Source organism: Actinomadura pelletieri DSM 43383 (assembly GCF_003634705.1).
GTDB classification, from domain to species: Bacteria; Actinomycetota; Actinomycetes; order Streptosporangiales; family Streptosporangiaceae; genus Spirillospora; species Spirillospora pelletieri.
The window spans coordinates 552,766-571,046 of sequence record NZ_RBWU01000006.1; the positions used below are offsets into that span (position 1 = coordinate 552,766).

Annotated in this window: 25 protein-coding genes and 1 pseudogene; 15 read left to right on the top strand and 11 right to left on the bottom strand. The window is 68.3% G+C overall.

Translation table 11 applies throughout. The annotated features are described in order from the left end of the window. Window positions 1-133 precede the first annotated feature (133 nt). The 3 genes from BZB76_RS27745 to BZB76_RS27755 are packed head-to-tail and all read left to right on the top strand — an operon-like array spanning window position 134 to window position 3,102. Entirely contained in the window at window positions 134-913 is a 780-nt protein-coding gene (locus BZB76_RS27745) for a response regulator transcription factor (RefSeq protein WP_121437343.1), read from the top strand. Beyond that, complete coding sequence (locus BZB76_RS27750; RefSeq protein ID WP_211343217.1) at window positions 914-2,371, top strand: sensor histidine kinase; 1,458 nt, start codon at window positions 914-916, stop codon at window positions 2,369-2,371. Between the two features lie 11 nt (window positions 2,372-2,382). After that, window positions 2,383-3,102 carry an SDR family oxidoreductase gene (locus BZB76_RS27755; protein ID WP_121437344.1) on the top strand — a complete coding sequence of 240 codons (720 nt, stop codon included), beginning with the start codon at window positions 2,383-2,385 and terminating at the stop codon, window positions 3,100-3,102. An 8-nt stretch (window positions 3,103-3,110) separates the two neighbouring features. Here the strand turns inward: BZB76_RS27755 and BZB76_RS27760 are convergent, their stop codons facing one another. Next, a complete protein-coding gene (locus BZB76_RS27760) occupies window positions 3,111-4,127 on the bottom strand; it encodes a TerC family protein (protein ID WP_121437345.1) in 1,017 nt (338 codons plus the stop codon). A gap of 296 nt (window positions 4,128-4,423) precedes the next feature. Between BZB76_RS27760 and BZB76_RS36845 the strand changes: the two are divergent. Next, a pseudogene (locus BZB76_RS36845) lies at window positions 4,424-4,849 on the top strand (DUF2238 domain-containing protein); the annotation flags it as partial. 24 nt (window positions 4,850-4,873) lie between these two features. On the opposite strand, the gene BZB76_RS27765 reads toward BZB76_RS36845, so the two are convergent. Together BZB76_RS27765 and BZB76_RS27770 are read right to left on the bottom strand one after the other, a co-directional pair. Next, window positions 4,874-5,236, bottom strand: coding sequence for a DsrE family protein (locus BZB76_RS27765; RefSeq protein ID WP_117401492.1), 363 nt, complete (start codon window positions 5,234-5,236; stop codon window positions 4,874-4,876). Window positions 5,237-5,393: 157 nt separating this feature from the next. Beyond that, the gene (locus tag BZB76_RS27770) at window positions 5,394-6,062 is read right to left on the bottom strand and encodes a GIDE domain-containing protein (protein WP_170180778.1); all 669 of its coding nucleotides are present in this window, start codon (window positions 6,060-6,062) and stop codon (window positions 5,394-5,396) included. Window positions 6,063-6,174: 112 nt separating this feature from the next. Between BZB76_RS27770 and BZB76_RS27775 the strand changes: the two genes are divergently transcribed. The 4 genes from BZB76_RS27775 (at window position 6,175) to BZB76_RS27790 (ending at window position 8,960) form a co-directional block, all read left to right on the top strand. Continuing rightward, window positions 6,175-6,660 (top strand): heme-binding beta-barrel domain-containing protein, encoded by a 486-nt coding sequence (locus BZB76_RS27775; protein WP_121437347.1) that lies wholly within the window; start codon window positions 6,175-6,177, stop codon window positions 6,658-6,660. A 327-nt stretch (window positions 6,661-6,987) separates the two neighbouring features. Continuing rightward, window positions 6,988-7,404: a Fur family transcriptional regulator gene (locus BZB76_RS27780; protein ID WP_117401495.1), complete on the top strand. Its 417-nt coding sequence runs from the start codon at window positions 6,988-6,990 to the stop codon at window positions 7,402-7,404. A gap of 9 nt (window positions 7,405-7,413) precedes the next feature. Beyond that, window positions 7,414-8,400: a CAF17-like 4Fe-4S cluster assembly/insertion protein YgfZ gene (gene ygfZ, locus BZB76_RS27785; protein ID WP_121437348.1), complete on the top strand. Its 987-nt coding sequence runs from the start codon at window positions 7,414-7,416 to the stop codon at window positions 8,398-8,400. Between the two features lie 80 nt (window positions 8,401-8,480). Next, window positions 8,481-8,960, top strand: a complete 480-nt coding sequence (locus BZB76_RS27790) for a hypothetical protein (protein ID WP_121437349.1) — start codon at window positions 8,481-8,483, stop codon at window positions 8,958-8,960. A gap of 2 nt (window positions 8,961-8,962) precedes the next feature. Here the strand turns inward: BZB76_RS27790 and dtd are convergent, their stop codons facing one another. After that, on the bottom strand, window positions 8,963-9,388 hold the full coding sequence (gene dtd / locus BZB76_RS27795; RefSeq protein WP_121437501.1) for a D-aminoacyl-tRNA deacylase: 426 nt from the start codon (window positions 9,386-9,388) through the stop codon (window positions 8,963-8,965). A gap of 19 nt (window positions 9,389-9,407) precedes the next feature. Here dtd and BZB76_RS27800 point away from each other — a divergent pair, with 19 nt between their 5' ends. Further along, the gene (locus BZB76_RS27800) at window positions 9,408-10,235 is read left to right on the top strand and encodes a beta-keto acid cleavage family enzyme (RefSeq protein WP_121437350.1); all 828 of its coding nucleotides are present in this window, start codon (window positions 9,408-9,410) and stop codon (window positions 10,233-10,235) included. Here the strand turns inward: BZB76_RS27800 and BZB76_RS27805 are convergent. Next, window positions 10,222-11,067 (bottom strand): PaaX family transcriptional regulator C-terminal domain-containing protein, encoded by an 846-nt coding sequence (locus BZB76_RS27805; RefSeq protein WP_121437351.1) that lies wholly within the window; start codon window positions 11,065-11,067, stop codon window positions 10,222-10,224. The two genes, BZB76_RS27800 and BZB76_RS27805, sit on opposite strands and share 14 nt — an antisense overlap. Then, window positions 11,060-11,617 carry a GNAT family N-acetyltransferase gene (locus tag BZB76_RS27810; protein WP_211343218.1) on the bottom strand — a complete coding sequence of 186 codons (558 nt, stop codon included), beginning with the start codon at window positions 11,615-11,617 and terminating at the stop codon, window positions 11,060-11,062. The genes BZB76_RS27805 and BZB76_RS27810 overlap by 8 nt, the downstream gene beginning before the upstream one ends. Window positions 11,618-11,857: 240 nt before the next feature. On the opposite strand from BZB76_RS27810, the gene BZB76_RS27815 reads away from it, so the two are divergent. After that, a complete protein-coding gene (locus BZB76_RS27815; RefSeq protein WP_246007245.1) occupies window positions 11,858-13,057 on the top strand; it encodes a DUF418 domain-containing protein in 1,200 nt (399 codons plus the stop codon). On the opposite strand, the gene BZB76_RS27820 is transcribed toward BZB76_RS27815, so the two are convergent. The 3 genes from BZB76_RS27820 to BZB76_RS27830 are packed head-to-tail and all read right to left on the bottom strand — an operon-like array spanning window position 13,011 to window position 13,860. After that, the gene (locus BZB76_RS27820; protein ID WP_420534827.1) at window positions 13,011-13,217 is read right to left on the bottom strand and encodes a BldC family transcriptional regulator; all 207 of its coding nucleotides are present in this window, start codon (window positions 13,215-13,217) and stop codon (window positions 13,011-13,013) included. The genes BZB76_RS27815 and BZB76_RS27820 overlap by 47 nt on opposite strands. After that, window positions 13,214-13,426 carry a hypothetical protein gene (locus tag BZB76_RS27825; RefSeq protein WP_121437354.1) on the bottom strand — a complete coding sequence of 71 codons (213 nt, stop codon included), beginning with the start codon at window positions 13,424-13,426 and terminating at the stop codon, window positions 13,214-13,216. The genes BZB76_RS27820 and BZB76_RS27825 overlap by 4 nt, the downstream gene beginning before the upstream one ends. Continuing rightward, window positions 13,423-13,860, bottom strand: a complete 438-nt coding sequence (locus BZB76_RS27830; protein ID WP_337959775.1) for an ATP-binding protein — start codon at window positions 13,858-13,860, stop codon at window positions 13,423-13,425. Before BZB76_RS27830 ends, BZB76_RS27825 begins: the two co-directional genes overlap by 4 nt. 59 nt (window positions 13,861-13,919) lie before the next feature. Here BZB76_RS27830 and BZB76_RS27835 point away from each other — a divergent pair, with 59 nt between their 5' ends. Genes BZB76_RS27835 through BZB76_RS27850 form a run of 4 tightly spaced genes read left to right on the top strand, consistent with a single transcriptional unit; the run spans window position 13,920 to window position 15,390 of the window. Then, entirely contained in the window at window positions 13,920-14,735 is an 816-nt protein-coding gene (locus tag BZB76_RS27835) for a helix-turn-helix domain-containing protein (protein ID WP_121437356.1), read from the top strand. Next, complete coding sequence (locus tag BZB76_RS27840; protein WP_121437357.1) at window positions 14,723-14,917, top strand: DUF397 domain-containing protein; 195 nt, start codon at window positions 14,723-14,725, stop codon at window positions 14,915-14,917. Before BZB76_RS27835 ends, BZB76_RS27840 begins: the two co-directional genes overlap by 13 nt. 48 nt (window positions 14,918-14,965) lie before the next feature. Next, complete coding sequence (locus tag BZB76_RS27845) at window positions 14,966-15,151, top strand: DUF397 domain-containing protein (RefSeq protein WP_281273916.1); 186 nt, start codon at window positions 14,966-14,968, stop codon at window positions 15,149-15,151. A gap of 53 nt (window positions 15,152-15,204) precedes the next feature. Continuing rightward, on the top strand, window positions 15,205-15,390 hold the full coding sequence (locus BZB76_RS27850) for a DUF397 domain-containing protein (protein WP_281273917.1): 186 nt from the start codon (window positions 15,205-15,207) through the stop codon (window positions 15,388-15,390). A gap of 62 nt (window positions 15,391-15,452) precedes the next feature. On the opposite strand, the gene BZB76_RS27855 is transcribed toward BZB76_RS27850, so the two are convergent. Further along, window positions 15,453-16,541, bottom strand: coding sequence for a methyltransferase domain-containing protein (locus BZB76_RS27855; RefSeq protein WP_170180780.1), 1,089 nt, complete (start codon window positions 16,539-16,541; stop codon window positions 15,453-15,455). 672 nt (window positions 16,542-17,213) lie between these two features. On the opposite strand from BZB76_RS27855, the gene BZB76_RS34340 reads away from it, so the two are divergent. Continuing rightward, window positions 17,214-17,720, top strand: coding sequence for a hypothetical protein (locus tag BZB76_RS34340; RefSeq protein ID WP_147449576.1), 507 nt, complete (start codon window positions 17,214-17,216; stop codon window positions 17,718-17,720). A gap of 63 nt (window positions 17,721-17,783) precedes the next feature. Here the strand turns inward: BZB76_RS34340 and BZB76_RS27865 are convergent, their stop codons facing one another. Next, window positions 17,784-18,233 (bottom strand): RICIN domain-containing protein, encoded by a 450-nt coding sequence (locus tag BZB76_RS27865; protein WP_121437362.1) that lies wholly within the window; start codon window positions 18,231-18,233, stop codon window positions 17,784-17,786. Window positions 18,234-18,281: the final 48 nt, after the last annotated feature.

Consider the following 18,281-nt stretch of genomic DNA (forward strand, 5'->3'; position numbering starts at 1 on the left):
CGCTCGAAGTCCGCGATCCCGAAGGGGCGGGACGTGAGGGTGCCCGGCAGCCCCGGGCCGCCGGTCACATCTCGACTACACTATGTTATCGAAGCGCCACTGAGTGCAATGGGCGACGAAAAGGGCTGGGCTGATGCGCCTGTTGATCGTCGAGGACGAGAAGCGGCTGGCCAGATCACTGGCACAGGGCCTGGCCGCCGAGGGCTTCGCGGTCGACCTGGCGGACGACGGCGAGTCCGGCCTGAACCGGGCACTGGAGAACGACTACGACCTGATCCTGCTCGACATCATGCTGCCCGGCATGAACGGCTACCGGGTCTGCTCGGCCCTGCGCGGGGCGGGCGACGACACCCCGATCCTGATGCTCACCGCCAAGGACGGCGAGTACGACCAGGTCGAGGGGCTCGACACCGGCGCCGACGACTACCTCACCAAGCCGTTCTCCTACGTGGTGCTGCTCGCCCACATCCGGGCCCTGCTGCGGCGCCGCACCCGGGGTGCGTCCCCCCTCATCGAACTCGGCGACATGTCCATCGACCCCGCCGCCAGGCGCGTGCTGCGCGCGGGCGTGCCGGTGGAACTGACGGCCAGGGAGTTCTCCGTCCTGGAGTATCTGGCGACCAACGCGGGCCAGGTGGTGTCGAAGACGCAGATCCTCGCGCACGTCTGGGACGGCGCCTTCGAGGGCGACCCCAACATCGTCGAGGTCTACGTGAGCGCACTGCGCCGCAAGCTGGACGCCCCCTTCGGCCGCAGATCGATCACCACGGTGCGCGGCGCCGGGTACCGGCTGGCCATCGACGGCGGCGCCGTCCACCCCGGCGGCGCCGTCCACCCCGGCGGCGCCGTCCACCCCGGCGGCGCCGTCCACCCCGGCGGCGCCGTCCACCCCGACGGGGGCGGGGGCGCCTAGATGTCCCGCCTGCTCGACCCGTTGGGCTCGGTGCGCGCCCGCACCACGATGGGCGCGACCGTCGTGGTCGCCGCCGCGCTGGTCGTCATGGCGCTGGCCGTGTTGTCCCTGCTCCGGGCGAACCTCGCCGGGCACGCCGACCTCCAGGCCGAGATGACCGCCCGGGGGATCGCCGCCGAGCTCGCCACCGGCACCCCGTACGAGCGGCTGGACCTGGACGACGCCGAGGAGCGCCCGGTCCAGATCGTGAACTCGTCCGGCCGGGTCCTCGCCGTGAGCGAGGACCTCCAGGCCATCAGCGGCACCGGCCATCCCGCGACCACCCCCGGGCCGGGGACCGCCGCCCTGGTGGCGGCGGACGGCGACACCCCGGACGAGGAGGACCCCCGTCCCGGCCAGGTCTCCGACGAAATCCTCCACACCGCGGGCCGCGTCACCGTGAACGGCCGCACCGCCGACCACCGGTTCGCGGCGGTGGAGGCCACCACGCCCGCGGGCCAGACCGTCACCGTGTACGCGGGCGCGAGCCTGGCCACCACACGCGACGCGGTGGCCGCGGTGGGCCGGGGCATGCTGGCGGGCCTTCCGCTGCTGGTGGCCGTCGCGGCGGCGCTGACCTGGCTGGTCACCCGGCGCGCGCTGCGTCCGGTGGCGGCGATCCGCGGTGAACTGGCGGAGATCACCTCATCGGGCGACCTGGCCCGCCGCGTCCCCGTGTCCAGGTCGCGGGACGAGGTGGCCGAGCTGGCGCACACGACGAACCAGACCCTGGCCGCGCTGGAATGCTCGGTGGCGCGGCAGCGCGCCTTCGTCGCCGACGCCGCGCACGAGCTGCGCACCCCGGTCGCCTCCCTGCGCACCCAGCTTGAGGTGGGGGCGGCGCACCCCCATCTGCTGGACGTGGCCGAACTGACCGAGGACGTCGTCCGGCTCCAGCATCTGGCCGCCGACCTGCTGCTTCTCGCCCGCCTGGACGCCGGTGACCGTCCCGCGTCGCCCGAACCGGTGGACGTGGCCGAGCTGGTGCGCGACGAACTGAGGCGCCGTCCGGCGGGCGCCCGCGCCCTCACCATCGAGGCCGACGTGTCGGACGCCCCCCGGGTGCTGGGCAGCCGTGTGCGGCTCGAACGCGTCCTGTCCAACCTGCTCGACAACGCCGAACGGCACGCCGCCTCCAGAATCCGCGTCAGCCTGGGCGCAGGGGACGGCGCGACGGTGCTGCGGGTCGCCGACGACGGCGTCGGGGTGTCCCCGGCCGACCGGGAGCGGATCTTCGAGCGGTTCGTCCGGCTCGACGAGGCGCGCAGCCGCGACGACGGCGGTGCCGGGCTCGGCCTGGCCATCACCCGAGACCTGGTCCGGGCGCACGGCGGTGACATCACGGTCGGGGACGCGCCCGAGGGCGGGGCCCTGTTCGAGATCCGCTTCCCCTCCTCCACGGCTCCGCCGAACGGCTAGTGTCCGCACGTATGACACTCAACGGCAAGACAGCTCTGGTGACGGGCGGTTCGCGGGGTATCGGCGCTGCCATCGTGCGGCGGCTCGCCCGGGACGGCGCGCGGGTGACGTTCAGCTACCGGGACGACGAGGAAGCCGCGAACGCGCTGGTACGGGACGTCGCGGGCACGGTCGCCGTCCGCGCCGACCAGGAGGACCTGGCGAGCATCGACGCGTTATTCGAACCGGTCGGCGACGGGCTCGACATCCTCGTCAACAACGCCGCCATCAACCCGCCGACCGCGATCCGCGACATCACCCCGGACCTGTTCGACCGGGTGATGACGGCGAACGCGAAGTTCCCACTGTTGGCGATGCGCCGGGCCGAGCCCCTGATGCGCGACGGCGGACGCATCGTCAACATCTCCACTTTGAACACCGTCCTGCCGGTGGCGGGGCTGGCGCTGTACTCGGCGAGCAAGGCCGCGTTGGAGCAGTTCTCCGCCGTCGCCGCCCGCGAGTTCGGCGCGCGGGACATCACGGTGAACGCCGTCTCGCCGGGCGCGACCGACACCCGGATGCTGCGCGACACCAACCCGCCGGAGGCCCTGGAGCAGACCGCGGCGTTCACCGCCCTGGGACGCCTCGGCACCCCCGCGGACATCGCCGACGTGGTCGCGTTCCTCGCCGGGCCGGACGGGCGCTGGATCACCGGGCAGAACATCCGCGCGACCGGCGGACTGATCTTCTAGCTCCCCGTTCAGCGGGCGGCGGGCTCCTCCTCGCGCGGCCTCTCGCGGCGCTTGCGCAGGGAGCCGGGGCGCGCCTTCTCCTCGGGGTGGTGGTGGACGCGAACCAGGCTCGCGGCCGTGGTGAACAGCAGAATCACCATGATCACGCCCAGCGAGAGCGGTGTCGGAATCTCCGGAACGGACTTCGTGACGTCCTCGTGCAGGAAATGCAGGATCAGTTTGACGCCGATGAACGCGAGGATCACCGACAGCCCGATCGACAGGTAGACGAGCCGTTCCAGCAGGCCCTCGATGAGGAAGTACAGGGCACGGAGGCCGAGGAGCGCGAATGCGTTGGCGGTGAAGACCAGGAACGGGTCCTTCGTCACGCCGAACACCGCCGGGATGGAGTCGAGCGCGAACAGCACGTCCGTGCTGCCGATGGCGACGAACACGATGAGCAGCGGCGTCGCCACGCGGCGGCCGTCCTCGTGCGCGAGCATCCGCCCGCCGTGGAAGTCGTCGCTCACCGGGAAGAGCTTGCGGGCGCGGCGGACGAAGAAGGTGTCCTCCACGTCGGGTTCCTCGTTGCGGTGCCGGACGAGCTGCACCGCCGTCCAGATCAGCACCAGACCGAAGATCAGGAAGGTGAAGGAGAACAGATTGATCGCCGCGGCGCCGACCGCGATGAGCACCGCTCGCAGGATCAGTGCCGCGGCGATCCCGAACAGCAGCGTCTTCTGCTGGTACTCCTGCGGCACCGCGAACCGCGACATGATGATCACGAAGACGAAGAGGTTGTCGACCGACAGGCTCTTCTCGACGATCCAGCCGGAGAAGTACTCGGTGCCTCCCGTCGACCCGGCCGCGGCCCACACGACGAGCCCGAACAGGACCGCGACGGCGATGTAGAACACCGACCAGAACGTCGCCTCGCGCAGCCCGACCGCGTGCGGGCGCCGCACCGCGACGACCAGGTCGAAGACGAACAGCGCGATGATCAGCGCGATCGTGGCGACCCAGGCCCAGAGGGGTACGTCGATCATCCGAAGGCTCCACTAGGTGTCGGGGCGTGCGGTGGTCCGGCCGTGTTCCGCTGATCTATATCCGTTCTGCGGTGCTTTTACCTTCCCTCCTGCCACGCCCCGCCGGTGTCTGGGTACGCGCACTCAGGCACATCTGAGTATCCGCACCGATGCGGGCGCTCTCACCTGACCGTCAGGCTGATGGCATGAACCCTTCCCGATGGCTTGTTCCCGCGCTCGTCGCCAAGGCGGCACTGGTAGGCCTCCTCGGCCTCGCCGTTGCCTTCCCCGAGTGGGACCGGTTCGCGGACAAGGCGATGGGGGCCCGCGCCGTCGCCTACCCCGCCGCCGCCCTGCTCGTCGCCCTGATCTGGGCAGTGCGCGGCCGCGCCAAGCCCTTCCCCTGGGACGTCGACCTCCTCGTGACCGCGCCGTTCGTCATCGACGTCGCCGGCAACGCCGTCGACCTGTACGACTCCGTGGGATGGTTCGACGACGCCTGCCACTTCGGCAACTGGGCGCTGCTGTGCGCCGCCGCGGGGATCGCGCTACGTCGGTGGGGTGGCCTCAGGTCGTGGAAGCTGGCGGTCTGCTGCGCCGGGATCGGGGCGGCCGCGGCGATCGTGTGGGAGGTCGCCGAGTACGGCCTGTTCATCCTCGACACCCCCGAGGCGACGACCGCCTACCGCGACACCATCGGGGATCTCGTACTCGGCCTCACCGGGGCCGTGGTGGCCGGTGTGGCCGTCGCCGCCGCGCCGACCCGGTCAGTAGACCAGCGCCTGGACGTCGTCCCGGGTGATCTCCTCGACGAACGTCGGGGCTCCGGCGATGCGGACGCCGGGCAGGACGTCGTCCGGTCCGATGTCGCGGCGGGCCGCGCACTGCGTGCAGAGGGTGACCTGGCCCGCGGTGAGGATCACGGTGAGCAGGTCGTCCAGGGGAGTGGCGTGCGGCAGTGAGAACTCCGCCGCGCGACCGGGCAGCGCGAACCACGAGGACTCGCCGGTCAGCCACAGCGACACCGGGACCCCGCTGGCGACGGCCGCCGCCGCGACCGTGAACGCCTGGTTGCAGCGCTCGGGGGCGTCCGCGCCCGCCGTCACCTTGATGACCAGTGGTCTCGCCATGCTCGAACTCTAGCCGGACGGTCGCGCACGGTCGCGCGTAGCATCGTCCGGTATGAGCGGGATGGTGAACGCCGGGATACTCGTCGGATTCCTCGGGTTCATGGCGGTCACCGCCGTGTTCCTCGTGATCCGCCTGGCCCGTCTGAGATAGGGCGGGTCAGTCCCCGTAGTAGATGTGGTTGACGAGGACGATCACGCCGCAGATGAGGACGATGAGCGATCCGCCGCCGTAGCCGATGCCCATGAACATCACCGCACGCCGCTGGAACTCCCGCCGCGTCCGCGTGGTGATGCTGTACTGGCCGGTCTCCTTGTCCTTGCCGATGGACCCGCCCGTCGACGTGCCGAGGACGTACAGGGGACCGTCGGCCGGCAGGATCCACTCCTCGTAGCGGTACTCCGCGACCTCCTCGTTCAGGCCGGGCAGGTTCCCGTTGTGGGCTCGCCGCTCGTCCATCGTCTGGACGGGCGCGTCCACGGCCGCGTTCTCCGGGACGATGGTCAGGTGCCCTGTCTTGTCCTGGAGGTAGAAGGGCGCCTTGGACTTCTCGTCGACGAAGACGCGCTTGCCGCCCGCCTTGGTCTTGGCCGTGGCCTTGATCTTGTACCAGGCGCACGGCGTCCCGGAGAACGGCGCGGGCTGGACGGCGAGGGCCGTCCCGGTCACCTGGCAGGGAACGCCGTCGTGAAGGGCGGCGACCCCGGCGCAGTTCGTCAGGGTGCCGCGCCGCAGATTGCGGAAACGGATCCGCCAGACCCAGCCCGCGGCCAGCAGAACGGAGGCGATGATGAGCGGGAGGAGCAGGACCACCATGAGGCTTGACACGTTCCAATGATTCGGAAGACGCGCGGTTCCGGACAGGGACGCAGGTCCCGAGTTCGCCGGGGGCACGACACCGGGACGCGCCGCGCCGCCTGCCCCACTACCCTCGGTGCTCATGGATCCTGAGCTGCACCCGGACCTTGAGCCGCTGAAGTTCCTCCTCGGCACGTGGGAGGGCGCCGGAGTCGGCGGCTATCCCACGATCGAGTCGTTCAACTTCGGGCAGGAGCTGTCCTTCACCCACAACGGGAAGCCCTTCCTCATCTACGCGAGCCGGACCTGGCTGATCGAAGAGGACGGCACGCTCGGGCGTCCGCTGGCGGTGGAGACGGGGTACTGGAGGCCGCGTCCCGACAACAGGGTCGAGGTCACGCTGGCGCACCCGACGGGCATCGTGGAGATCTACGTCGGCACGGTCGCGTTCAGCCGGGTGGAGTTGCAGACGGACGTCGTCGCCCGCACCGAGTCGGCCAAGGAGGTGACCGCCGGGCACCGCCTGTACGGCATGATCGGCGAGGATCTCGGCTGGGCCTACGACATGGCGGCGATGGGGGAGAAGCTCCAGTCGCACGTGTCGGCGCAACTGAAGCGGGTGGGCTGAGAAATGAACGATCCCCGGACCTTCCCGCCGTTTCGGGGGCGGGGCGATGGACAGGACGGGTCCATCGGTCCGGGGACCGGGTAACTGCCTGGGATTCGCCGGTCACCGTCGCGACCGGTTGCCACCGCCGGGGGCGGCGGCGCCGAGGCGGAACGGCGACTAGCGGACAGCCACCTCGCGAGTCCTAAGATCAACCATGTCTTGGACCACCTCCTTTCGCGCGTACTCCGCACGTTATGTGAGGCCCGCGCGGCCGGGCAAGCGGTTTTTTCCGCCGACCGGACGTCGCCGGTGAGGTTCCGGGCCGGCGGGATCTAGACTCGTGACATGGTCGAATCGTGGCAGGAGGAGCTGCGGGCGAAGGGGTACCGGGTCACCCCCCAGCGCCAGCTGGTCCTCGAAGCGGTCACCAACCTGGAGCACGCGACCCCGGAAGAGATCTGCGCCGAGGTGCAGCGCACCGCCCGCGGTGTGAACATCTCCACCGTGTACCGGACGCTGGAACTGCTCGAAGAGCTCGGGCTGGTCAAGCACGCACATCTCGGGCACGGCCCGCCGAACTACCACCTTGCGGCCGAGGCCGAGCACATCCATCTGGTGTGCCGGAACTGCCACACCGTCGAGGACGTCGATCCGCGCGCGGCGGGCGGCCTCGCCGACGTCCTGCAACGCGACTTCGGTTTCGAGACGGACGTGCATCACCTCACGGTCTACGGGCGGTGCAAGGACTGCCGCGCGACATAACCTGGTCGCATGGAGAGCCCGCTGCTGGAGTCGCCCGGAGCCGTCCCCGCCGACGCGCCCGACCAGGAGGTCGCCGCGCACTACGGGGAGCCCGCGCAGGAGCAACGCGCCCTGGAGGACGGGACGGCGTTCGTCGACCGTGGCAACCGGGGCGTCGTCAAGGTGTCCGGCCCCGACCGGCTCAGGTGGCTGCACAGCCTGTTGAGCCAGCACCTGGACGGGTTGAAGCCGTTCGAGCCGACCGAGGCCCTGCTGCTCGGCCCCAATGGGCACATCGAGAACCACCTCTTCCTGGTCGACGACGGTGAGGCGGTCTGGGCCCATGTGGAGCCCGGCGCGGCGGCCCCGCTGGTGGAGTTCCTCGACCGGATGCGGTTCATGCTCCGCGTCGAGGTCGCCGACGTGTCCGCCGACCACGCCGTGATCACGGTTCCCGGGCCCGCTCGTCCCGGCGAACTCGCGTGGCCGGACGTCGCCGGGACCGTCACCCGGATCGTCCCGCGCGGCGAGGTCCCCGAGGGCCTGCGACCGGCGGGGCTCTGGGCCTACGAGGCGCTCCGCATCGCCGAGCACCGTCCCCGCCTCGGCTTCGACACCGACCACCGGACGATCCCGCACGAGGCGGGATATGTGGAGACGGCCGTCCACCTGAACAAGGGCTGCTACCGGGGGCAGGAGACCGTCGCGCGCGTCCACAACCTGGGACGCCCGCCGCGCCGCCTCGTGTTCCTGCACCTGGACGGCAGCGTCGACCGGCTGCCCGCGCACGGCGACCCCGTCGAGATCCCCGGCGGCCGAACGGTCGGATTCGTCGGCTCGGCGGCCCGGCACCACGAGCTGGGCCCGGTCGCGCTGGCGCTGGTGAAACGGAACGTCCCGGTCGACGCGGAACTCCTGGCGGGCGGAGTGGCGGCCGCGCAGGAGATCGTGGTCTCCCCGGACACGGGCGCGAACGCGCAGATCGATCTTCGTCGGCGACCCGCGAAGTCCGGGTAGATCACCGAAGGCTGGGGCAATATCGTCTGATGTAGACGATTTCTAACCAGTTGTGGCGCGTGAAAGGCGGTTTCCTACCGATGGTGGCCAACCTGGGGAAAGAGGAACCGCCCGCGGCACGGAGGGGTGCCCGGCGCCTTCCCCGCAGGGAGCCCGCGGCGCTGTGGTGGGTCATGTTCGCCGTCTTCGCCGGAATCGCCCTTTGGTTGGGGTCGTGGCGGGTCGGGCTGCTCGTCCTTCTGGTGTGGTGTCTGTACCAGTTCATCCTCGTACCGACCGTGTGCCGGGTGCTGAAACCGCAGGGGCACTTCTGCACGGAACGCGTCCGGGGACGCCTGTTCGCCTGCGGGCCCGATCACCAACAGCTCAAGACCGACGCGCTGTGGCAACTCATCGGAATGCGGAACCCCTTCCGGAACCCGGACATCGAGGACGATTCAGGCGTCGTCCAGTCCCCCTATGTGAGCAGCCGCCTCACCAGCGCCGACCGCGTCCTGATCGTCCTGGCGGCACTCGGAACCCTCACCACCCTGGTCGGGATGATCTACGGCTTCCGCTGACCTCACACGTCCACGACCAACGTGATCGGACCGTCGTTGACGAGGGCGACCTTCATGTCCGCGCCGAACTCACCGGTCTCGACCTTCGCGCCGAGCGCCCTCAGTTCGTGGACGACCGCGTCCACCAGCGGCTCCGCGACCGGGCCCGGCGCGGCGGCCGTCCACGACGGGCGGCGACCCTTCCGCGCGTCCCCGTAGAGGGTGAACTGGCTCACGACGAGCAGCGGCGCGTTCACGTCCGAGCACGACTTCTCGTCCTCCAGAATCCGCAGCCCCCACAGCTTCGCCGCGAGCCTGCGGGCCTTCGCCGGATCGTCGTCGTGCGTCACGCCGACGAGGACCAGCAGGCCCGGTCCCTCGATCTCCCCGACGATCCGTCCGTCCACGGACACGCTGGCCTGGCTCACTCGCTGGACTACCGCACGCATGACCATGCATTCTGCCGCCATGGGAGCAACGACGCTCATCACGGTGGCGCCGACCGGCGCGGAGTCCACGAAGACAGCCGTCCCCGCCCTGCCCGTCACCCTCGATGAGCTGGTCAGGACGGCCGAGGAGTGCGAGGCGGCCGGAGCGGCGGTCATCCATGTGCACATCCGCGACGACGACGCCCGACCCACCCTCGACCTGCCCCGCCTCCGCGACACGGTGACGGCCCTGCGCGAGCGCACGGACCTGATCGTCCAGCTCTCCACGGGCGGCGCGGTCACCGACCCGTACGAGGACCGCCTCCGCGTCCTGGACGCCGACCCCGACATGTGCTCCCTCACCTGCGGGACGGTCAACTTCGGCGCCGACGTCTTCATGAACCCGTGGCCGTTCATGGTGGAGCTCTACCGGCGCACCCAGGCCCTGGAGATCGTCCCGGAGTTCGAGCTGTTCGACCTGGGCCACATCACCGCGCTGCACCGCCTCCTCGACAAGTACGGGCTTCCGTCCGGCGGCCATGTCCACTGTGATCTGGTGATGGGCGTCCCCGGCGGCATGCCCGGCGACACCCGCACCCTGGTCGCCGCCGTGGAGGCCCTCCCGTCCGGTGCGACCTGGTCGGCCACCGGCATCGGGCGCACGAGCGTCCCCGTCCTGCTGGCCGCCCTCTCGGCGGGCGGACACCTCCGGGTCGGCATGGAGGACACGGTCACCTTCGCCAAGGGCCAACCGGTCACGGCGAACGTCCAACTGGTGGAACGTGCCGCCCAGGCCGCGACACTGGCCCAGCGCCCACCGATGGCGTCCGACGAGGCCCGCGCCCTTCTTCACGTCAAGGCACGCTGACCGCTTCGTCGTAGAGACGGAACAGGCGAGGCGTTGACGGCGAGTCGGCGCGTAGAGCCGTCCAACACTCCTGGAAGAGTCGCCGGGCGTGGCTGCCGGGCCAGGGCTGGGGTAGCAGTTCCGGGGGCAGGAGCGGGTCGGGGGTCATGGCGCGGCCGAACTCGGCGGCGAGCTCAACGGCCAGTGTGAGCCGCTCGACCTCCGAAAGGCCCCGCGACAACTGCGCGGCGGACGAGCCGGCGAACGCCGCCAGACGTTCATGCCGTGCCGCGATCTCGTCCAGAGGCCATATCGCGGCCGCCAGGCTGCGGGGCTCATCGACGTCCCCGATGCGCAGGTCGGTGCTGGTGAGAAAGCTGACCGTATCGATGACGCCGAGATGACGGGCCTGCGCCTCGACCAGCTCGGCGATGAGATTGGCGCTGACGTACAGCCCGCCCTGGACGGGCGCGGCGCCCAGGTGCAGGAGGCTCTCCCGCAGAGCGTCACGGGCGGTGCGAAGCGACTCCGGGACGGCGAAGGCGAACAGATGCCAGGTGCCGTCCCAGGGCGCGAGCCCCTGGTCCTGCCGGTAGGCGTGGCGAACATATCCGACATCGGGAGCTATGGCACCGGTCGCATCGGCCACGGCCCGCAGGACGGCCTTGCGCCCCCGACCCACCTGCGTGAACCGGCCTTCGGCGACGAGCCGCTTGACGCACAGCCGGACCTGCTGGTCGGTCATGCCCAACAGCCTGGCGACGGCGTAGAGCTCACCGGCGTCCACGGTCCCGTCCTCGTGGAGCAGGGCGTGCACCAGCAGCCGCGTGGGAATCTCCGGACGCTCACTCATCGGTCACCTCGAAAGACAAGGCACGGTGCATGGTCGTCACCGCCCCGAACCCCATCAACCCTCGCAGAAAGGGTGTCTGCTGCGTGCGCACGGCGATGAAGCCATGCCGTTCGTACAGCGCCCTCGCACGCGGGTTGACGTCGATGACATCGAGCCGGATCCGGGAGCAGGCGTGCTCGGCGGCAATGGCGATGATCTCCCGCAGCAGCATGCCGCCGATTCCGGAGCCGCGGAGTTCCGCCGCGACGCAGATTCCGTCCATCACGAGTTCGCCCTTGGCGGGCGTCCGGGTGAACAGGGCGAGCGGGACCAGCCGCAGCACCCCGTTGAACACGCCGTAGGCGGACAGCACGTCTCGTGCCGTGCCGCCGGTCAATGCACGTCCCCCGAGGTTGTAACCGGCGACACCGACGACCCGCCCCTCGTCGTCCAGAACGGCGATGCCCCGATCGTGGTTCAGATGGGCCGCAAGAAACGCCCGCCCCTTCTCAGGAGGACCAAGCGCGGCCCCGAGCTTGCGCCCGAACGCCTCCCAGTAGAGCCCGGCCACCTGCCCTTCGGCCCCCTCGGGAATCCCCCTACGCAGACGAACGACACGACCGTCCCGACCCCTCGACCCCACACGCCCTCCCATCACCCGTCCAGAACCACCCTATAACGTTCGTTTTGAGAACGATCGTTTCTAAGATGATAGTTTCTCCATATGAGAACCCGGTCAAGGTCAAGGAACGGCCCCCCGCACCACGCCAGGTCAGCGTCGAGCCCTTCCACCGGAGCCCGGCTGGCGCAGGTGGACGCGCTGCGAGGCTTCGCCCTGTTCGGCATCCTGATGGTCAACATCACCTACATGGCGTCCGCCTACCACGGCACCGGCCTGAAGGACCCCGGCCTGGGCGGCCCGGTGAGCACTGCCGTCCGCTGGTTCGTGACGGTCTTCTTCGAGGCCAAGTTCTTCCTGTTGTTCTCGTTCCTGTTCGGCTACAGCTTCACGCTGCAACTCGACTCCGCCGAGCGACGCGGCGTCCGGTTCACGCCCCGCTTCCTGCGGCGCCTCACTGGCCTGTTCGTCATCGGCGCCGCGCACGCCGTCGTCCTCTTCCCCGGCGACATCCTCACCCTGTACGCCGTCCTCGGCCTGATCCTGCTCGCGCTGCGCCGTATCAAGCCCGCGACCGCGATGCGGACAGCCGCCGTGACCCTGACGGTCACCGCCGTCGCGTACATGCTCTTGGCGTTCGCCGTGGCGCAGGCGGGCGGGGGCACGATCCCGGAGTCCGTGGCCGTCTCCGCCGCGCAGATGACCGAGGACCTGCGCGGCGGACCGGCGTCCGTCATCGGCGCACACCTCCGGGACCTGCCGGACGTGGCCCTCTTGCTGATCTTCTTCCAAGCACCGTCCGCACTCGCCGCCTTCCTCCTGGGCCTGGCAGCGGGACGGCGGAAGGCGCTCGCCACCCTCGACCGGCGGTTCCTGCGGCGACTGCAATGGGCGGGTTTCACGATCGGACTGGCGGGCGGCATCGTGTACGGCCACGCGTCGCTGGACCATGCCGGATCCGCCTACCAGGTCTTCGCCCTGGGCCTCGACGTGATCAGCGCGCCCCTGCTGGCCGCCGCCTACGCCGCGACCGTGCTCCGAATCATCGAAGGCAGTGGTGGCCGGCCCCTGGTGAACGCGCTCGCCCCGGCGGGACGGATGTCGCTGACGAACTACCTCACCCAGTCACTGGTGGGCGCCCTGGTGTTCACCGGCTTCGGCGCCGCCCTGATCGGCCGTGTCGCGCCCCTCGGCGTCGCGGCGATCGCCGTAACCCTGTTCGCGGCACAGATGGTGATCAGCCGATGGTGGCTCCGACACCACGCCTACGGCCCGCTCGAATGGCTACTACGCGCCTGGACGGCACTGTCAATCCCCCCATGGCGCCCAACACCGACCATCGCCCCTAGGCCGGACCATGCAGCAGGAGGTACTCCACCTGCTCCCGGCTGAACCTGCGATGCCCACCGAGCGTGCGAACGGAGGCGAGTTTCCCTTCCACCGCCCACCGCGTCACCGTGGCACTGCTGACACCGAACATTCGGGCCACCTCCGTGATGGTCAGGAGGTGGCCGGGGCTGAAATCCCAGCCGTGGACATGCGTCTGGATCACTGGAAGGCCTCCCTGTCGTCGACCGGCACCGAGGGCAGCGGGTCCTGCACATTGCGCATCGCGAGCATGAGCCGCGCATGCCCGACCCGACCGGACGCGCGTGCGTGCTCATCACCCGGAACCAGACCGGACTTGCGGAGCCACGGCCCGTACACGCGTATGACGGCGATCTGAAGCCAGGTATCGACCGCCAGTTCGTCGGGGTTCATGCGATCGTCCACTCCGCGTAGACGACCTTCCCGCCCGTCCCGATGTGCCGCGCCCCCCACCGGCAGGCCAGCTCGCCGACCAGCAGAAGCCCCCGCCCACCAGACCCGGACGCCTCAACACCGCCCAACGGCGGCAGAGTCTCATCCGCGTCCCACACTTCCAGGACGTACCGGCGCCCCCGCGAGTAGGCGTGCACCCCGATCATGTCGCTCTTGGCATGCCGAATCGCGTTCGTCACCAATTCTGACGTGATCAGACAAACATCCTCACTGTCGACCGGCCAACTAGCCGTGATCTTGCCAATATGATCACGCGCCCTCTTGGCACTAGCCTTCTCACTCGGCAGAATGATCACTGAACTCCGCCCCTCCCTCCCGCTACCTGCTGATTCGCGGTTCCAAGATTGGACGGGCTGAACTAAGCTGAGAAGCACGGAGCACTTCAGCCGCCAGTTGTACAGACCCCCCGGCGCGAATTACGGAGGCTTACGGGATGGCTCCTCGTAACCACACCACGGCGACGCGTTCGTTTGGTATGGCGCTCAGGACCTTCCGAGAAGCCAGGCACCCAAAGATCAGTCAACGCCAACTCGCCGAGCGCATGCACGTCTCCGAGTCCCTGGTCGCCGCCTGGGAGTCCGGCCGCCAACACCCCAAGCCCGAGTACCTCCCCGCCCTGGTCGCCACCCTTGAGATCGGCACCGAGGACCTACTAAAGATCCTCGGAGACCTGATGGAAGGCGAAACCTCCCCAGAGTGGACCGATCGATGGCGCGCCATTGAAGAGACGGCGGACATGCTGCTGTCCTATGAGCACAGCTACGTGAACGGAATCCTGCAAACCGAGGAGTACGCCCAACCACTCATACAGTTCACGCAGCCGCGTGCCGACGTGAGCGGCAAAGTGAAGGAGCGGCTAAACCGCGCAGCGATCCTCCACAGCGACAATGCTCCTACAATTGTCTTTATCATGGATGCGCGGGTACTGTACAATCGAGTCGCTTCCGCAGATATCATGCATGCTCAGATGCTCGCCCTCATCGAAGCTTCGATGCTCCCAAACGTGATGATTCAAATCCATCCCGAGGATGCCGGGTTCCATCCCGGCCAAAACGGAGCCTTCATGATAGCGAAAGTCGAAGGTGCCGAGGTCGTCTATCAGGACGGTACATGGCGCGGACACGTTTTAGAGGATGACCACGACATCGCGCAGTTCGATCGAATTTGGATGACAATCCAAACGCAGGCCCTCAATAAGAGAGACTCACTCAAAGTGATCGAGGAGGCGGCAGAGAAATGGAAGAACTGAACTGGCGGAAGAGTACTAGGTCCGGAACGAACGGCGAAAACTGTGTCGAGTTGGCCCGCAAACCGACCGCAGTTGCAGTACGTGACAGCAAGACACCTGAAGACCCGCATCACACGCTCAGTGTCGCTGCGATGGCGGCGCTATTCGAAGAGATTCGACGCGGCCGCTACGACCTGACGTAAGACGGTAGAGCGTGTCGATCTTCGAGAGGCGGTGGAAGATTGGGGCAAGTGAAGTGGTGTAAGGCCACTAGGTCGAGCAGCAACGGTGAAAACTGTGTGGAGCTCGCCAAGCTCTCAAATGCCATTGGGGCACGCGATAGCAAGGACCCGGACGGGCCAATACACGCGTTCAGCGCGGTCGAGGTGGCGGCTTTGTTCGAGGACATTCGGCGTGGTCGCTACGACGTGCCTTGACTTTAATCGTTGGGCGCGCCGATCTTCTTGAGAGGTGGTGAAGGTTGGAGCGAGTGAATTGGCGTAAGAGCGCCAGGTCCGGTGCGAACGGTGAGAACTGTGTGGAGCTTGCGCGGTTTCCGTCCGTGATTGGTGCGCGTGACAGCAAGGATCCGAACGGCCCGTTCCACGCGTTCAGTGTGGTCACAGTGGCGGCGTTGTTTGAGGAGATCCGGCACGGCCGCTACGACCTGACCTGACGTTGCCTAACTTGTCCCCCGGGCCACCGGTTCGGGGGACACGTTGCTCAGTTCGGCGGAATCTACGCTCGGGCGAGTCGGGTGTGTTCGCCTTTGGGGGTGACGGTGAGGGTGTAGCGGGTGTGGTCGGGGCTGCCGTTGGTTATCCAGGCGAAGTAGGCGTTGAGGGCGTCGTCCCACAGGGCGCGGTCACCCGCCTGCTGGACGTCGTAGGACGCGCGGCCGGGTTCGTAGGTGGCCGTCGCCCAGGCGTCGGGTGCCCGGAGGCGCAAGGTGTAGCGGTCGCCGTCGCGGTGCCCTCGGGCGACGACACCGGGCAGCGCGGCACCCATCGCCAGGTCGCCTCCGGCGGGGGCGTAGCCGAGGGTGCGGGGGTCGATGCTCGTCGTGGACTGTCGGACGTCGAGCGCAGCAGGTTTCCAGTCGGGGTGACGGTGGTCGCGCATCATCATGTATGAGGCGTAGCCGGTGAAGCGGCCCACCGCCGTCCCGTCGGGTAGCACGACGAGCCGCAACTCGTGGGCCGAGTTGAACCCCGGGGCGTAGGGCGTGACGATCACCCCGCCCGGCCGCGTCTGCTCGATCCACGCGTAGGGCACCCGCGCAACCGCGCACGTGGCGTGCACGCGGTCGTAGGGGGCGTTGGGAGCCCACCCCTTCGCGCCGTCTCCGACCGTGAGCGTGGGCGAGATCTGGGCTCGTGCGAGGTTGGCCGCTGCTTGTTCGGCGATCCGTGGGTTTACTTCGACACTGGTGACGTTGCCCGGTCCGACAATGCGGGCCAAGAGCGCGGCCGTCCACCCGGTTCCGGTGCCGACGTCCAGGACGCGATGCCCGTCTTCGAGGTCGAGGAGTTCCAGCAACGAAACGACCGTGCTCGGCGCCGACAGCGACGAGGTGTACTGTCCGTCGCCGGTCGCCATGTCGGTGTCACCGTCGTCGAGCTGGGTGATGATCGCTTCGTCCGCGTATGCGAGGTCGAGCCACGCGTCCGGGTCGTTGGTCTGACTGACGCGTTCCCCCTCGCCCGTCCAGGCCAGTGTGGGCACGAAGAAGTGCCGGGGAACGTCAACCAGCGCGCTCCGGACCGCACCATTGGTGAGCCACCCAGCAGCGGTCAAACGCTCGGTGAGCGCTTCCAAGCGCCGCATGACGTCCCCGCTCATCATTTCCCTCGCTTGCCGTCACCCTTGTCGCCCTTGTCCGGGGGCGGCGGGATCGGCTTGTCGGGCTTGTGCCCGTTCTTCTCGGCCGGATCTTCGTGCCTACCCACTGCGCTCTCCTTCCGCCTCCTGAGCTTTGCCAGGCGCTAGCAGTTGGCACATCTACCGTACGATTACCATTCGCGTCCATCAAGACACGTAGAGTGTGCCGGCTGTCCGGTAAGATCGCGCGGCGCTTAACAAGATCGCTTTGGAAGAGGGGCGGAGCTACGTGCGGCAAAACTCGCATTTCGAGGTAAGCCCGGTGTGCCCCTGGCCTCGTCCAGTTGACAATTCAAGTTCCCGCATGATCGCACGCGTGAGCAAGGAGCCGGCACGGGCGGCCCTCCGAGTTCAAAAAAATTTGAGCGATCGGCAGACGATCAGAAGCGGTTCAACAAAGTTAGGAGGCTGAAAGACCTCAACGGCAACTCTGAAGGCAACCCTCCAGGCGCCATCCCAGGAGTGACCCCGGTATCGGACGGTCGACGCACCAGCTCATCCGGGTCGATAGAGCCATCGTCGCCGAGGCTACCGAGGGCTCGATCACATAAGCGGTCGAAAGTATGATGGTAGCTGCCACGGACATCGCGGCGGGCGCGAGTTAGCCGCGGACCGCCGATGCAGGCGAGCCACTGGGATAACATGAAAAGTGAGTTGATCTTCAGGGTTGAGGCGCCGGTCGATCCTTCGATGCCTTCGTTCACGGTGGGGGACGCAGGTCAGGGAGACCCTGAAGAGTTGCAGCGTCTCCTCAGGGAAATTCCAAGCACGGGAGCTGTGTTTAATTGGGTTCCTGAGCACTCTGCGCTCTGGGTCAACACCTCGGAGAATCCAGGGGTTTGGTTGACCGTCGAGGTCTGGGGTGGACCACCACCACAGGAGAGTACGGTCACCTGGCAGGTCGAGTCCTCAACTGTCTGGAACCGTGTGGAGGAACTCGCAGTCTCTGAGACAGGCACTGGTCGGTGGCCCTTGGCGGAAGTCACCTTCAACTGGCTGCCGTCAGGTCCCTACACCGTGCGTTGTCGCGGCTTCGGCCGCGCCGAGGATCCAATGATGGAGATTGCTGACGATGGGCAGGACCGGTACTTGCTGCAGCTCTGGCCGGTGACCACAGACTCATAACGATGGGCCCCTTCCGCTGCGCAGCGGTGGAAGGGGCCCATCGGGGTCGGTTCTGAACGGTGCTTACACGTCGGGCTGGTACTCGTACTGCTGTGCCGTGCTGTTGGTGCACGGCCGCAGGACCGGTACGTCACCGGAGTTCAGATTCCCGGCGTCGGCGCACATGTTCTGTGCGGCCAGCGGTTTGATCATGTAATGCGTGGTGCCGGGCAGATTGGTGAAGGTGAAGCTCTGTGCGGCGCTGCCGTTGGTTATCCAGGCGAAGTAGGCGTTGAGGGCGTCGTCCCACAGGGCGCGGTCACCCGCCTGCTGGACGTCGTAGGACGCGCGGCCGGGTTCGTAGGTGGCCGTCGCCCAGGCGTCGGGTGCCCAGAGGCGCAAGGTGTAGCGGTCGCCGTCACGGTGCTCTCGGGCGACGACACCGGGCAGCGCGGCACCCATCGCCAGGTCGCCTCCGGCCGAGGCGTAGCCCAGGGTGCGGGGGTCGATGCTCGTCGTGGGACTGTCGGACATCAAGCGGCGCGAGAGACCATTCCGGTTCAGTCGGCGCTGGGATGGTCG